The organism is Kribbella polygonati, from assembly GCF_050320105.1.
GTDB lineage: Bacteria > Actinomycetota > Actinomycetes > Propionibacteriales > Kribbellaceae > Kribbella.
In genome coordinates this window covers 414,312-429,448 of the sequence record NZ_CP190129.1, presented here as the reverse complement: position 1 = coordinate 429,448, position 15,137 = coordinate 414,312, and the positions used below count along the sequence as shown (strand labels likewise).

12 protein-coding genes are annotated in these 15,137 nt (G+C 67.6%); 7 read left to right on the top strand and 5 right to left on the bottom strand.

Translation table 11 applies throughout. From position 1 onward, the window contains the following. Positions 1-9 precede the first annotated feature (9 nt). The 3 genes from ACQHIV_RS01915 to ACQHIV_RS01905 all read left to right on the top strand — a co-directional run bounded on the left by ACQHIV_RS01915 (position 10) and on the right by ACQHIV_RS01905 (position 4,634). On the top strand, positions 10-588 hold the full coding sequence (locus ACQHIV_RS01915) for a DinB family protein (RefSeq protein WP_427891047.1): 579 nt from the start codon (positions 10-12) through the stop codon (positions 586-588). Positions 589-786: 198 nt separating this feature from the next. Continuing rightward, positions 787-3,597 carry a ribonucleoside-diphosphate reductase subunit alpha gene (locus ACQHIV_RS01910; RefSeq protein WP_427891045.1) on the top strand — a complete coding sequence of 937 codons (2,811 nt, stop codon included), beginning with the start codon at positions 787-789 and terminating at the stop codon, positions 3,595-3,597. Next, the gene (locus ACQHIV_RS01905; protein ID WP_427891044.1) at positions 3,594-4,634 is read left to right on the top strand and encodes a ribonucleotide-diphosphate reductase subunit beta; all 1,041 of its coding nucleotides are present in this window, start codon (positions 3,594-3,596) and stop codon (positions 4,632-4,634) included. Before ACQHIV_RS01910 ends, ACQHIV_RS01905 begins: the two co-directional genes overlap by 4 nt. Positions 4,635-4,689: 55 nt before the next feature. Here the strand turns inward: ACQHIV_RS01905 and ACQHIV_RS01900 are convergent, their stop codons facing one another. Genes ACQHIV_RS01900 through ACQHIV_RS01890 form a run of 3 tightly spaced genes read right to left on the bottom strand, consistent with a single transcriptional unit; the run spans position 4,690 to position 7,200 of the window. Then, complete coding sequence (locus ACQHIV_RS01900) at positions 4,690-5,448, bottom strand: SDR family NAD(P)-dependent oxidoreductase (protein WP_427891042.1); 759 nt, start codon at positions 5,446-5,448, stop codon at positions 4,690-4,692. Further along, on the bottom strand, positions 5,441-6,475 hold the full coding sequence (locus ACQHIV_RS01895) for a mannonate dehydratase (RefSeq protein ID WP_427891040.1): 1,035 nt from the start codon (positions 6,473-6,475) through the stop codon (positions 5,441-5,443). The genes ACQHIV_RS01900 and ACQHIV_RS01895 overlap by 8 nt, the downstream gene beginning before the upstream one ends. Then, positions 6,472-7,200, bottom strand: a complete 729-nt coding sequence (locus ACQHIV_RS01890; protein ID WP_427891038.1) for a GntR family transcriptional regulator — start codon at positions 7,198-7,200, stop codon at positions 6,472-6,474. Before ACQHIV_RS01890 ends, ACQHIV_RS01895 begins: the two co-directional genes overlap by 4 nt. An 81-nt stretch (positions 7,201-7,281) precedes the next feature. On the opposite strand from ACQHIV_RS01890, the gene ACQHIV_RS01885 reads away from it, so the two are divergent. Genes ACQHIV_RS01885 through ACQHIV_RS01870 form a run of 4 tightly spaced genes read left to right on the top strand, consistent with a single transcriptional unit; the run spans position 7,282 to position 13,041 of the window. Further along, on the top strand, positions 7,282-8,571 hold the full coding sequence (locus ACQHIV_RS01885) for an extracellular solute-binding protein (RefSeq protein WP_427891036.1): 1,290 nt from the start codon (positions 7,282-7,284) through the stop codon (positions 8,569-8,571). Next, on the top strand, positions 8,568-9,437 hold the full coding sequence (locus ACQHIV_RS01880) for a carbohydrate ABC transporter permease (RefSeq protein WP_427891034.1): 870 nt from the start codon (positions 8,568-8,570) through the stop codon (positions 9,435-9,437). The genes ACQHIV_RS01885 and ACQHIV_RS01880 overlap by 4 nt, the downstream gene beginning before the upstream one ends. Further along, positions 9,434-10,273, top strand: a complete 840-nt coding sequence (locus tag ACQHIV_RS01875) for a carbohydrate ABC transporter permease (RefSeq protein ID WP_427891032.1) — start codon at positions 9,434-9,436, stop codon at positions 10,271-10,273. The genes ACQHIV_RS01880 and ACQHIV_RS01875 overlap by 4 nt, the downstream gene beginning before the upstream one ends. Before the next feature lie 23 nt (positions 10,274-10,296). Continuing rightward, positions 10,297-13,041, top strand: coding sequence for a fibronectin type III domain-containing protein (locus ACQHIV_RS01870; protein WP_427891030.1), 2,745 nt, complete (start codon positions 10,297-10,299; stop codon positions 13,039-13,041). A 3-nt stretch (positions 13,042-13,044) separates the two neighbouring features. Here ACQHIV_RS01870 and ACQHIV_RS01865 read toward each other — a convergent pair whose 3' ends face one another. Both ACQHIV_RS01865 and ACQHIV_RS01860 read right to left on the bottom strand, forming a co-directional pair. Beyond that, positions 13,045-13,881, bottom strand: coding sequence for an alpha/beta hydrolase (locus ACQHIV_RS01865; protein ID WP_427891028.1), 837 nt, complete (start codon positions 13,879-13,881; stop codon positions 13,045-13,047). Between the two features lie 67 nt (positions 13,882-13,948). Further along, entirely contained in the window at positions 13,949-15,112 is a 1,164-nt protein-coding gene (locus ACQHIV_RS01860) for an alginate lyase family protein (protein WP_427891026.1), read from the bottom strand. Positions 15,113-15,137 lie beyond the last annotated feature (25 nt).

The window sequence follows — 15,137 nt, the reverse complement described above, 5'->3', positions numbered from 1 at the left end:
AGAGTTGAGATGGCGGCGTTCGACTGGGACATCCTGCACCGGCCTTCGGCGATGGCGATGGTCCGCGGCCAACTGGGCTTCAGCTGGATGGTGCTGTCCGGCCGCCTCAACCAACTCACCGACGAGCAGTACTTCTGGAGACCGAGCAGTGAGGCGCTGACCGTCGTACGCCGGCACTACACCGGGCAGTACCGGCCGCTCGGGTCCGGCGAGTGGGTCGCCCAGTGGCCGGACGAGCCGGACCATCGCGGACCACGGACGATCGCGTGGCTGATCGCGCATCTGACCGAGACGTTCTTCGAGCGCTGGGAGTGGACGTTCGGCGCGAGCCGGCAGGGTCGCGCGGACATCACGCTGCACGGCAACGCACAGGACGCGGTCGCCTGGCTGACGTACTGGGTCGAGGCCTGGCAGGAGGCGATCGCCGACCTGGACGAGAGCGAGGCGATGACCGTCGGCCTCAGCCAGGCGAACGAACTCGACGCCGCCGAGCCGTTCGGGCATGTCGTCCTGCGACTCAACCGGGAGCTGATCCATCACGGCTCCGAGATCATGACGCTCCAGGATCTGTACGCGGTCGCGGCGTGAGGACACAAGATGTGCGATCTGCGGCGTGGCGCTACCACAAGATCTAGATCTCCCCGCCTAGCATCACTACCACTGGTGGTTCGGGGAGTCTCATGCCACAAGATGTGGTATTGGCATGCCCGGACATCGGTGCGTGTACCGCCGGTGCACGCGGTCCGAGACCTCACGGGTCTCCGAACTCTTCTGGAGCGCATACCTGTGACCATTGCTTCTTCGTCACCTGTGGAGACGGGCGCGGCCATCGAGCTGACCGTCGTCCGCCGCGACGGCAGCAGTACTCCGTTCGACGTCACCAAGATCTCCGTCGCGATGTCGAAGGCGTTCCTCGCTGTCGAGGGCGCCGACGCCGGCAGCACCCACCGGGTCCGGGACCTGGTGGCCGACCTGACCGGCCGGGTCGTGACCGCCTTGACCAGCCGCGGTGAGGTCCGCCGCAGCGTGCAGGTCGAGGACATCCAGGACCAGGTCGAGCTGGCGCTGATGCGCGCCGGCGAGCACCAGGTCGCCCGCGCCTACGTGCTGTACCGCGAGGAGCGGACCAAGGCCCGCACGCCCGCCGACCCGTCCGGCATCACCGAGAAGCCGGCGCTGACCGTCCGCGCGGCCGACGGCAGCCGGTCCCCGCTGGACGTCGACCGGCTCCGCGTCGTGGTCGCCGAGGCCGCCGCCGGCCTGGACGCCGTCGACCCCGAACTGATCCTGAACGAGACGCTCGGCGCCTGCTACGACGGCATCGCCCAGCACGAGGTCGAGCTCGCGCTGGTGATGGCCGCCCGGTCGTACGTCGAGACCGAGCCGCAGTACAGCTTCGCCGCGTCCCGCCTCCTGCTGGACCGGATCCGCCGGGAGGCGCTCGGCCGGGTGCACGGCGAGCCCCGGCAGGCCAGCCAGGCCGACATGCGGGCGGCGTACAGGACCTACTTCGCGCGGTACATCGAGGTCGGTATCGAGGCCGGGCAGCTCGACCCCGAGCTGGCCACCTTCGACCTCGACCGGCTGGCCGCCGCGATCGACCCCGACGCCGACCTGACCTTCACGTTCCTTGCCCTGCAGACCCTGTACGACCGATACCTGCTGCATGTCGACAAGGTGCGCTACGAGCTTCCGCAGGCGTTCTTCCTCCGGGTCGCGATGGGCATGGCGCTGCGCGAGGACGACCGCGAGGCCCGAGCGATCGAGTTCTACCGACTGCTCAGCTCGTTCCGTTTCATGTCCTCGACGCCGACGCTCTTCAACTCCGGCACCACCCGCCCGCAACTCTCGTCCTGCTTCCTCACCACGGTCCAGGACGACCTGTCCGGCATCTTCACCGGCATCCGCAACAACGCCCTGCTCGCCAAGTACTCCGGCGGCCTCGGCAACGACTGGACCCCCATCCGCGGCATCGGCGCCAAGATCCACGGCACCAACGGCGAGTCCCAGGGCGTGGTCCCGTTCATGAAGGTCGCCAACGACACCGCCGTCGCAGTGAATCAAGGCGGCCGTCGCCGGGGGGCGGTGTGTGCGTACCTCGAGACGTGGCATGTCGACATCGAGGAGTTTCTCGACCTGCGGAAGAACACCGGGGACGAGCGACGGCGGACGCACGACATGAATACCGCGAACTGGGTGCCGGATCTGTTCATGCAGCGGGTCGAGGCCGGTGCGGAGTGGACGTTGTTCTCGCCGGACGAGGTGCCGGAGCTGCACGAGTTGTACGGTGTCGCGTTCGCGGAGGTCTACCGTGGGTACGAGGCGGCCGCGGATCGTGGCGAGATCCGGGTGTTCAAGCGGGTCAAGGCGGTCGACCTGTGGCGGCGGATGCTGACGGTGCTGTTCGAGACCGGGCATCCGTGGATCACGTTCAAGGACGCCTGTAACCTCCGGTCGCCGCAGCAGCACGACGGGGTCGTCCACTCGTCGAACCTGTGCACCGAGATCACGCTGAACACGACCGTCGACGAGACCGCGGTCTGCAACCTCGGCTCGGTCAACCTGGTCGCGCACCTGACCGCGGACGGGCTCGACGCCGGCCTGCTCCGGGACACCGTCAGGACAGCGGTGCGGATGCTCGACAACGTCATCGACGTGAACTTCTACACGACCCCGGAGGCCGAGCGGGCGAACCAGCGGCACCGGCCGGTCGGGCTCGGGCTGATGGGGTTCGCGGACGCGCTCGCGAAGCTACGGATTCCGTACGCCTCCGATGCGGCGGTCGAGTTCGCGGACAGCTCGATGGAGGAGATCAGCTACTACGCGGTCGAGGCGTCCAGTGAGCTCGCCGCCGAGCGCGGCCGGTACTCGTCGTACGACGAGTCGCTGTGGAGTCTGGGGATCCTGCCGATCGACTCGCTCGACCTGCTGCACACGGCGCGCGACGGCGAGGTGGTGATCGACCGGAGCACCCGGCTGGACTGGGAGACGCTGCGCGCGAAGGTGCTGCGCGACGGCATGCGGAACTCGAACGTCATGGCGATCGCGCCGACCGCGACGATCTCGAACATCTGCGGCGTGAGCCAGTCGATCGAGCCGACGTACAGCAACCTGTTCGTGAAGTCGAACATGTCCGGCGAGTTCACGGTCGCGAACCCGTACCTGGTCGCGGACCTGAAGGCGCGCGGGCTGTGGGACCAGGTGATGGTGTCGGACCTGAAGTACCACGACGGCGTCCTGGCCGGGATCGAGCGGATCCCCGCGGACCTGCGCGAGCTGTACGCGACCGCGTTCGAGATCGACCCGATGTGGCTGGTGAAGGCTGCCTCGCGGCGGCAGAAGTGGATCGACCAGGCGCAGTCGCTGAACCTCTACATGGCCAAGCCGTCCGGTCGCGCGCTGGATGAGCTTTACCGGTCAGCGTGGCGCTATGGCCTCAAGACGACTTATTACCTGCGTTCCCAGTCAGCTACCCATGTGGAGAAGTCCACGTTGCAAGGCACCGACGGCCGGCTGAACGCGGTCGCCGTCGCCCTTCCCGAGCCCACCGGAGCGGTCTGCTCCATCGACGACCCGGACTGCGAGGCCTGCCAGTGAGCGCGATTTCGATCGGAGCGGACCGCGTGCAGGTCGCCGACAAGGCGATGATCAACTCGCGCGCGGACGTCAACCAGCTGCTGCCGCTGAAGTACACGTGGGCCTGGGAGAAGTACCTCGCCGCCTGCAACAACCACTGGATGCCCACGGAAGTCTCGATGCAGGCGGACATCTCGTTGTGGAAGTCCCGCAACGGCCTGACCGACGACGAGCGGCTGATGCTCAAACGCAACCTCGGGTTCTTCGCCACCGCGGAGTCCCTGGTCGCGAACAACATCGTGCTCGCGGTGTACCGCCAGCTGAGCAACCCCGAGTGCCGGCAGTACCTGCTGCGCCAGGCGTTCGAGGAGGCGGTGCACACGCACACCTTCCAGTACATCTGTACGTCGCTGGGCCTCGACGAGGGCGAGCTGTTCAACATGTACCGCGAGGTCCCGTCGATCTCCGACAAGGACGCGTGGGCGCTGAAGTACACCCAGCACCTGGAGGACCCGGACTTCCGCACCGGTACGCCGGCGGCCGACACCGCGTTCCTGCGCGACCTGATCGCGTTCTACGTGGTGTTCGAGGGGATGTGGTTCTACACCGGGTTCGCGCAGATCCTGTCGCTCGGCCGGCGGAACAAGATGGTCGGGATCGCCGAGCAGTACCAGTACATCCTGCGCGACGAGTCGATCCACCTGAACTTCGGCATCGACTGCATCAACCAGATCAAGCAGGAGAACCCGCACCTGTGGACCACCGAGTTCCAGGCCGAGGTGAGGCAGATGCTGACCGAGGCCTGCGAGCTGGAGGTGGCGTACGGGCGGGCGACGATGCCGAACGGGATGCTCGGCCTGACCGCGGACCTGTGCGAGCAGTACATGCACTTCGTCACCGACCGCAGAGCGGAACAAATCGGACTGAATCCGATTTTCGGTGAAACGCGGAACCCCTTCGGATGGATGTCAGAGGTGATGGACTTGAAGAAGGAGAAGAACTTCTTCGAGACCCGCGTGATCGAGTACCAGTCCTCCAGCGGCCTGAGCTGGGACTGACCCCGATCAGGAAGGCCCGCGGTGCAACTCGCCGCTCCGCGGGCCTTCCGCCCCGTCAGTCCGGAAGCAGTACGGCGGCCTTCGCGAGGAGGCCGCCGTCGACCGGGAGGGCGATGCCGGTGATGAAGGACGAGCGGTCGCCGGCGAGGAACGCGATGGCTTCGGCGACCTCGGCGGGGCGGGCGACGCGGCCGAGCGGGTGCATCCGGCCCCAGGTGTCGATCAGCTGCTGTTCGCCCACGGGGCTGCCGTCGCTGAAGGTGCGGGCGGAGGCGCGCAGCATCGGGGTGTCGACGGAGCCGGGGCAGACGGTGTTCGCCCGGATGCCGTGGGCGGCTTCGTCGACGGCGATGGAGCGCGTGAGGGCGTTGAGGGCGCCTTTGCTGGTGGTGTAGGCGGCGACGGATTCCTGGGTGACGAACGCCTGCACCGAGGAGACGAGCACGATCGCACCCGCACCCCGGGCGCGCAGGTGCGGGAGCGCGGGTTTGACGATGTTGAACGCGCCGGTCACGTTGACGTCGAGGACGGTCTGCCATTCCTCCGCAGTCGTCTCCACCACGTCGCCGTACCGCTGGATCCCGGCGGCGGCGACCACGATGTCGAGTCTCCCGTGCGTGCGAACGACCTCGTCGACAAGCTGGAAGCACCCGGCCGCGTCGGTCACGTCGAGCTCGACGCCGGCCGACGCAGGACCGGGCAGTCCCGCTGCGACGACGGTCGCGCCGCGCGACGACAGCAACTCGGCGGCCGCCGCGCCGATCCCGCTCAGCCCGCCGGTGACGATCGCGACCTTGCCGTCGAACTCAGCCATCAGTTGCTCCGATCCCGTTCAGGACGCCCTGCAGATAGCCGATCGCGTGCGCCCGGCCCCGGCTGCAGTACGCCTCCGAGGAAATGTCGCCCCAGGTGTCGAGATCGCCGATCATCGCCGGCACGTGATCGTCGATCAGGAACCCGTCGAACCCGGCCGCCTGCAACCGCCGGATCACCCGCGCCGGATCGAAGTTCCCCTCCCCCAGGAAGCACTCGCTGAACCGCGGCACCGTCCCCTGCACATCCCGGAAATGCACGTACCAGATCGCCGGCCCGAGCAGGTCGATGACCTCGTTGACGCTGTCCTCCCCCGCCATCTCCGACACCGTGCCGAGGCAGAGGTTCAACCCCCACACCGGACTGCCACCCGCCTGCGCACGGGCCCGGCCGAGTGCGGCCGGCGAGGTGAAGATCCGCGCGATCCCGCCCAGCGGTTCGTCGACCGGCGGATCGTCCGGATGCAGCGCCAGCCGTACGCCGACCTCCTCCGCGACCGGCAGCACCGCGTCCAGGAAGTACTGGTGGTTCGCCCACATCCGCGCCGCGTCGATCGGCTCGACCACCGGCTCGTCCGGCGTCAACCGGTACCCGGCGAGCGCGTTGCCCCGCGACACGTCCGCGAGATCGAAGGCGCTGACCTTCGCGCCACCACGCCCACCGGCGGACATCGACGTACGCCACACGTACGTCGCCAGGAAGTTGTACCCGAGCAGGTCGATCCCGACCGCGGCGAGGTTCCGGATCGTCTTCCGGTAGTTCTCGAGCTGCTCGTCGCGGCCCGGCAGCCCGCGCTGGATCTTCCAGAAGTGCGCGAGCGGAACGTTCTCCAGACCGTCGATCGCGAGCCCGTCCGCGTCGCACCGCTCCCGGAGCGCGCGCAGCTCCGGCAGACTCCAGTAGCCGTCCACGCCCGGCAGCACGTCCGGCGTGTGCAGCTGGACGCCACGCAGCCCGAGCTGATGGGCGAACGTCGCGACCCGCGCGTCGTAGGTGTCGATGTGCCCGAGGGAGATCCGGATGGTCATTCGACGAAGTAGTCCGGGTACTGCGCCTGCAGGGCCGGCGCGAGATCGTGCGCCCGCCGTGCGTGGCGACTGATCAGCCCGCGGCCACCGTCGACGTCCCGCGCCTCGAGCGCGTCGACGATCAACCGGTGCTCGTCGATCAGCGTGCGGATGCTGGCCGCGTCCGGCTGCGCGAGCCGCCGCAACCTGTCCAGCTGGAGCTTCATCCGCTGCACCGCCTGCCACGCGCCCGGATACCCACTGAGCGCGAAGATCTCGCTGTGCAACGCCTCGTCGGCCTCGAAGAACGCGTCGTAGTCCTCGGCCCGGCAGCTCCGCTCCTGTACGTCGAGCAGCTCACGCAGCGCGCCGACGTCCAGGGTCGCCGTACCGCAGGCGGCCTCGAACGCCGAGGTCTCCAGGCTCTCGCGGACGAACCGCGCCTCCTCCACCTCGCGCAGCCGGATCAGCCCGACCCGGGTGCCGACCTGCGGTACGACGTGCACCAGGCCGGCGTCGACGAGTCGCGCGATCGCCTCCCGGACCGGGGTCCGGGACACCTCGAGGCGGTCCGCGATCTCGGTCTCGGACAGCGAGGCGCCCGGCGCGAGCCGGAGGTCCCGGATCGCGGAGACCAGTTCGCCGTACACCAGGTCGGAGGTCCGGGTGCGGGCCCGGGTCCGGCTGATCGGCGACAGGACCCCGGTCGGATCCGGCGTCCGGACGGTGGCAGGTCGTGGATTCACCCCTGAATCGTTGCATGTGGGTTACTTGTATGCAAGTATCCCGACACGATCCACGCTGCACAGAGAGACAGAGAGAGCGTCATGAACAAGCGAATGGCGGCAGCAGTAACGGCAGCGGCCGCGGCCGGTCTGGTACTGGCCGGGTGTGGTGGCGGGAGCACCAGCAGCAGTCGGAGCGGCCCGGCCGAGGTCACGTTCTGGGGCTGGGCGGCCGGCTACCAGAAGTCCGTCGACCTCTGGAACCAGACGCACCCGGACATCCACGTGAAGTACGAGGCGATCACGAACGGCGGTGCCGGCGGCTACGACAAGATGCTGACCGCCGCGAAGGCCGGCAACGCGCCGTGCCTGGCCCAGATCGGGTACGAGACGTTCGCGAGCTTCCTCGCCGCGGGCGCGCTCCAGGACGTCAGCGACGCGGTCGCCAAGGACAAGGGCCAGTTCCCGGACTGGGTGTGGGGCAACGTCGGCGTCGACGGCAAGGCGTACGGCGTACCGGTGGACACCGCGCCGATGGCGACCTTCTACCGGGCCGACCTGTTCAAGAAGGCCGGTATCGCCGTACCGACGACGTGGGAGGAGTTCGCCGACGCCGCCGCGAAGGTGAAGGCCGCGGACCCGGCCGCGCGGATCATGAACCTGCCGACCGATCCGTACCTGTATGCCGGTTTCTCGTGGCAGGCGGACGCGCCGTGGTTCGGCGTCAAGGACAACGCCTGGTCGGTCTCGTTCGACACCGACGCCGGCAAGAAGGTCGGCGACTACTGGCAAGGGCTGTTCGACAAGGGTCTCGTCACCTCGTACCCGGCGTTCGACGCGACGCTGTACTCCGCGTGGAGCAAGGGCAAGGTGTGGGCCGAGGTCGGGCCGGTCTGGTCGGCGTCCCTGATCCGCGACAACGCCGCGGGTTCGGCCGGCAAGTGGGCGGTGGCACCGATGCCGCGCTGGAGCGGCAGCGACTCCGTCGGCAACTCGGGCGGATCGGCGACGGCCGTGATGAAGGGCTGCGCCCATCCGAAGGAGGCGACCCAGTTCGCGCTCTGGATGTCGACCGACAACGCGTCGGTGTCGAACCTGATCGCGTCCGCCGCGATCCTGCCGGCGTCCAAGCCCGGTCTGACCAACGCGGCGCTCGACGCACCGCAGAGCTACTACGGCGGTCAGCCGATCTACAAGTTGTTCCGCAGCGAGGCCGGCAAGGTGAACGACGGCTGGGTCTGGGGACCGATCATGTCGACCTCGGCCAAGTCGCTCGGTGACGGCTTGGGCAAGATCCCCACCAAGAAGAGCACGTACGGCGACGCGCTCGCGAAGGCCCAGCAGGACACCGTGTCCGCGCTCAAGTCGCAGGGCTTCTCGGTCAGCCAATGAGGACGAAGGAGCTCCGCCGGGCCGCACCGTTCGTGCTGCCGTTCCTCGTGCTGTTCGTGTTCGTCTACCTGGTGCCGACCGCGTACTCGATCGAGCAGAGCTTCTTCGCGGTCAAACGCTCGGGGCTCGGGCTCGGCGGGTCCGAGACCGTGTTCACCGGCTTCGGCAACTACACGCAGGTGTTCCAGGACAAGGACTTCCTCGCGGCGCTCGGCCGGGTGGCGTTCATCGGCATCATCCAGGTGCCGGCGATGCTCGTCATCGCGCTGTTCCTCGCGCTGCTGCTCGACGCCCGGACGACGAAGGGTGCGCGGTTCTTCCGGATCGCGTACTTCATCCCCTACGGGTTGCCGGGCGTGATCGCAGGGCTGGTCTGGTCGTTCCTGTACGCGCCGTCGCTGAGCCCGATCACCCGCGTGTTCGAGCACCTCAGCTTCGTCGGTGACGGCGCGCTGCCGTTCTCGATCGCGAACATCCTGACCTGGGCCTGGACCGGCTACAACACGATCCTCGTGTACGCCGCGTTGCAGGCCATCCCGGAGGAGACGCTGGAGGCCGCCGCGGTGGACGGCTGCTCGGGCTGGAAGGCGGCGCTGTTCATCAAGGTGCCGCAGGTCCGGCCCGCGCTGCTGATGGCGCTGGTGTTCTCGATCATCGGCACGTTCCAGCTCTACAACGAGCCCGTCACGATGAAGTCCGTCGCGCCGAACCTGTCGTCGACGTACACCCCGATCATGGCCGCGCTGCGCTCGCTGTCGGCCAACAACTTCAACTACGCGGCCACGCAGTCGGTGGTGCTCGGCGCACTGATCTGCGTACTGTCCGTCCTCGTCTTCCGGGCCTCCGCCAAAAGGACTGATGCATGACCAAGGTGAGCCCGACCTCTCGGCTGTTCGTGCTGGCGGTCATGACTCTTGCCGCGCTCTACTTCCTGCTGCCGGTGTGGTGGCTGGTCGTGTCGGCGACCAAGAGCAGCGGAGACCTGTTCTCCGGCAACGGCTTCTGGCTCGGGCACCACTTCGCTCTGTGGGACAACGTCCAGACGCTGTTCCGTGCCCAGGGCGGCATCTACTCGCATTGGCTGCTCAACTCGTTGCTGTACGCCGTCGGCGGCGGGGCCGTGTCGACCCTGCTGTCGGCGATGTGCGGCTACGCGTTGGCGAAGTTCCCGTTCCCGGGACGGGAGGCGGTCTTCGGTACGGTGCTGGCCGCCGTACTGCTGCCCGCGCCGGTGCTCGCCGTACCGCTGTATCTGCTGTTCAGTCACACCGGAGTGGTGAATACGTTCTGGTCGGTGTTCATCCCGAGCATCGTCAGTCCGTTCGGTGTCTATCTCAGCCGGATCTACGCCGCCTCGTCGGTGCCGGACGCGCTGATCGAGGCCGGCCGGATCGACGGTGCCCGGGAGTTCCGCATCTTCGCGATGGGGATGCGGATCATGGCGCCGGCGCTGGTCACCGTCTTCCTGTTCCAGTTCGTCGCGATCTGGACGAACTTCCTGCTCCCCTCGCTCATGCTCGCCAACAGTTCGCTGCAGCCGGTCACCGTGGGGCTGGTCGGCTGGCGCGAGATGCAGGGCTACCCCATCGGCTACACGACCGTCGTCACCGGGGCGTTGCTGTCGGTCGTGCCGGTGGTCGCGATGTTCGTGTCACTGCAGTCGTTCTGGAGCAAGGGCCTGGTCACGGGGGCCGTCAAGTAGTGCCCAATCGAAAGGGATGATCCATGAGGGTGAGAACCTCAGCTTTGGTGTTGTCCATCGCACTGCTGCTCGCAGCACAGTCCTCCGGCGCAACAGCTGCCACAACGGCTGATCCGCCGGTCAACCTGCTCGCCGCGGACATGGACACCGGCATCGACACCGGTGTCAGCCCGTTCACGCTGTCCAGCACCACCAGCGGCGGCAGCCAGCAGGTGATCGACAACGCTGTCGAACTCCGCGACTCCTCGCAGAACGCCAACCTGGCCAGCTACTTCTACCACCGGTTCTCCACAGGCACGCTCAAGGACCGCGTCAACGCGATCTACAGCCAGCCGGTCGGCAGTCCGGCGGAGCAGTTCGTGCTGCAGTTCGATCTCAAGCGCACCGCGGCCAGCAGCAAACCCGTTGCCAAGGACATCTATGCGCAGATCTCGTTCGGCAACTGGGACGACGTCGCCGTACCGCGGTTCCCGGTCCCGTCGGTCAGTCTGACCACGACAGCGGCGTACAAGAGCACGACCGGCGGCACCGTGACCGAGGCCGACATCCCGGAGTACCGCTTCACCGTCGTCCCGAACGGCGGCAAGCGGCTCGTCACGACGGTCGAGCTCGGGTTCCAGGTCCGCGTCGACACCGGCGGCACCGACGAGGCGATCACCGTCGACAACCTCGGCGTGTACGACGCCGGCGCCGTCAACGACACGTCACCGCCGACGACGCCGACCGGTCTGGTGGCCGGTCCGCCGTCCTCGAGCGGGGTCGCCCTGCAGTGGCAGCCGTCGACCGACGACACCCGGGTCACCGGGTACGACGTGTTCCGCGACGGGTACCAGGTCGCGTCGGTGAGCGGCTCGACCACGATCGCGGCCGTCGGCGGGCTGATGCCGTCGACCGGGTACGACTTCACCGTCCGCGCGAAGGACGCGTTCGGCCACGTCAGCCCGCAGAGCGCTCCGGTCCATGTGACGACCGCGGCGAGCGTACCGACCAAGCCGGCACCGTTCCCCGGCACGATCGAGTCCCGCACGCAGTGGCTCTGGGACAAGACCAAGGCCATGCAGGAGGAAGAGGGCCCGATCAACGTCGCGGAGTACACCGCGCAGCTCGTCGACCACCAGAACGTCGACGTGAACCTCGCCAAGCTCGACAAGCTCTTCCAGGGCTACGACTACGAGCAGTACAAGAGCGTCGCGAAGATGTACGCGTATCTGATGGCCGGCGACCAGTTCAGCCCGGCGATGGTCCAGGACGTCCGCAACTACTTCGCGAAGTACGGGTACAAGAAGCTCAACCAGACCGAGAACCTGCGGATGAGCAACTACGTCACCGGCTACCTCGTCGGTCAGACGTTCCCCGACGTCGTCGACCTGAACGGCAACTCCGGCGCCAGGCTGATGGCGATGAACAAGGCGAACATCCTGGAGATGGTGCAGGCCGCCGTACGCCGTGGCTGGGCCGAGTACGAGAGCCCCGAGTACACGGTGATGACGTACGTCTGCCTGAACGCGATCTACCAGTGGGCCGACGACCAGGAGCTCCGCCGGCAGGTCAAGATGGCGATGGACGTGATGTGGTTCGAGTGGGCGAACGACTGGAACGACGGCTACCTGATCTCCTCGGAGAGCCGCGCCAAGGGCGACCTCGCCTCGGTCAACGACCCGACCTGGCGGCCCGCCGACCACGCGACCGTCGCCTGGACGTACTTCGGCGCGCACCGCGCACAACAGGGCGTGGGCGAGTCCGACAACCCGGCGCCGTCGGCGTACCGGCCGGACCTCGAGTACGCCGGGTTCCTCGCGTGGACGGGGACGACGTACAAGCCGCCGGCGCTCGCGGTCCAGATCGGGCAGACGACCGGGAAGTCGTACACCGCACACAAGACGAACCTGCAGAACTCCAGCGGGCACGCGATGGACATCTACCGCACGAGCTACGTGCGGCCGACGTACGGGCTGGCCACCGAGGTCCAGTACCGGCGGGTCGACAACTGGATCGAGGACCAGCCGATGATCCTGCGCTGGAAGTCGGACGCGCCGAACCCGCTGTTCCGGCTGTCCACCGACCAGGGCAACGCGCCGATCGGTTCGTACGACCAGCCGGCCGACCATCGGGTGATGCAGGACGGTCCGACCGCCGTCGGTGTCTACAAGACCTCCGGCGATCAGACGTCCAACTACCTGAACGCGATGTTCCCCGCCAACGGCTCGATCAAGCAGCGCAAGGAGGTGGACGGCTGGACGGTCGTCGACGCGGGGTCGGCGTACTTCGCCTTCAAGCTGGCCAAGCCGGCGACCTGGTACCACCAGACGCCGAACGACCCGTCGAACAAGGTGAAGACGACGGCCCAGATCCACCCGACCGCGACGCTGGCCTACAGCTACGACATCCTGCGCAGCCAGGCCGACACCAACGGCTGGGTGCTGGAGACCGCGGACGCCACGGCGTACCCGAACCTGGACGCGTTCACCGCCGAGCTGCTCAAGAAGACCAGCCTGGACACGAGCCACGTCGACGACGCCAACCCACGGCTGATCTACCACACTCTGCGCGGCAAGGACCTCGACATCACGTTCGACTCCGCCACCGCGGCCCCCGGCCCGACCCACCTGGTGAACGGCGAGCCGATCGACTACGACTCGTTCAAGCTCTTCGACACCCCCTGGCTCAAACAGAACCAGCTGGCGCCGAGGTTCACCGCCCAACTGGGCAACCAGAGCGTCGTCTACGACTTCGACAACTTGACCGTCAGCTACCACCCCGCCCAGTGAGCGCTAGTTCTTCTGGATGAAGTCGAGCGCCGTCCGGGCGACCTCTTCCCAGCCGTGGTCGATCACCAGTGAGTGGCCACGGCCGGGAAGTTCCACGAACTCGGTGACGCCCGCGTTCTTCGTGTGCTGCTTGTACGCGGCGTGCGTGATCGCGTGCGGCACCGTGTGGTCCTTCTCGCCCGAGATCAGCAGGATCGGGCCGCGATTCGCGGCCTTGTAGTCGACCTTGGTCTCGCTGAACGGGTTCAGGTTCGCCACGGCCGCCTGGAAGATCGGTACGCCGGACGCCGCGACGTGGAACTCGTCGTACAGTTGCCGGGACTCGTCCTCGTCGAGGTTGTTCGTCCAGCCGTACTTGAACTCGTCGAACGTCAGCGTCACCGACCGCCGCGCGTTCGCCGGGTTCCCCAGCACCGGCGAGCCCGACTTCAGCGCGGACGGCGGCAACGGCAGTACGCCGCGGCCCGGCGCCGGGTCGATCGCCACCGTGACCGCGGCCGCGCCCTCCCCCGCGATCTTCTGCGCGATCAGCCCGCCGAACGAATGCCCGACCACCGCGGGCTTCCGGTCCAGTCCGCGGATCGCCTCCAGGTAGTGATCGGTCACCGCCTGCACCATCTTGTGCGCGAACACCTCCGGGTGCTCGCGGGCCTCGGCGACCGTCTCCGGGTCGTCCGGCCAGCCGGGCGCCACCGTGCTGTATCCGTTGTCCTCGAACAACCGGCGCCACCGGTCCCAGCTGCTCGACAGCAGCCAGAGCCCGTGGATGAACACCACGGGCGGCTTGCCGGACGTGTTCGCCTGCTCGATCTCCGACTGCTCGCGCTCGGTGAGAGACATCGACAACCCCCTCCAGGTCAGTGATGCTCACGACGCTAGCCCGGAGGGGGCCGTCCTGGGAATCGAATCAGCGCGGATTGTTCGCGTGGGTCAGGGTCTCCCAGGCGAAGAAGTAGTTCGCGCCGGCCGGGCGCTTGGCCTCGGTGTACTGCAGGACTGCGGGCAGTTGCCGGCCGAGGCGGTTGTGGTAGTGGTTGTAGACGATCTCCGTAACCGGGCCGAGGCCCTTCTTCACGGTTCCGCCGCAGAGGTTCGACGGTGTCGATGCGCCGTTCTCCAGGCGGGTGTGGAAGTTGTACGCGTCAGTCAAACGATTGCCGGCTTCGGCGTACAGGTTGACGCCCTGGTGGTAGGCGGTCTCGGCGATCTGGGTGGCGGCGGTCAGTCCCCAGCCGGTGTGACCGAAGTCGCGGCAGGTCTCCTGGGCGAGGCCGTTGGTGAAGGTTGATTGGCCCTGCCAATAGTCGACGATCTCCTGGCGGCTGCTCTTCGGGCAGGTCGACGGCGCCTTCGGGTACGCGCCATCGGACTTCTCGTAGACGTACCCGGGCAGGCGGCCGCGCCAGATGCTCAGCGCCTTGTCGAAGGCGGCGTGGTCGTCGAGGAAGACCGCGATCCCGATCGCGGCGTCGGTCATGATCAGTTCCCAGTTGCCGTTCTTGCAGCCGGCGCCGTTGCGTACCTCGGGCAGGTACACGTCGCGGAGCATCTTCTCGAAGCGCCCGCGCTGCGGCCAGCTGCCGCCGTACGTGTGCTTGATCAGCTCACCGGACCGCGAGAACGAGGCGCCGGACCAGCCGGTCTGCAGCGGCGCGTTGGTGTTGGTGTGGTCCTTCAGTACGGCGGACCACGCGTCCATGATCTGGATCGACTTCTTCGCGTACCGGTCGTCGCGGGTGAAGTACCACATCAGTGCCTGGGTGTACGCCGCGAGCGCGTCGTTGCGCTCGTCGGAGCACCCGTTGTTCGGGTTCGAGCTCGAGCCGCACTCGACGATCGCGCGCGGCTTCGGGGTGTACGACAAGGCGGCGTACGGGCTGGCCTTCATCGCGTCGTACGCCGCCTTCTGGGGCTGGGCGCCCTTCTGGACCTGCTGTCGTGCGTAGTCGAGTTGCGCCTGGTCGACCAGGACGCCGGGGTGCTCGAACGCCGGCGGTGCGGCGGTACTCGGTTGACCCGCGAGGAACCCCGCGGTCAACGTGACGATCAGGGTGAGTAGGAGTGGGCGCATGGCTGCCTCCTGCGGTGTGGGGCGG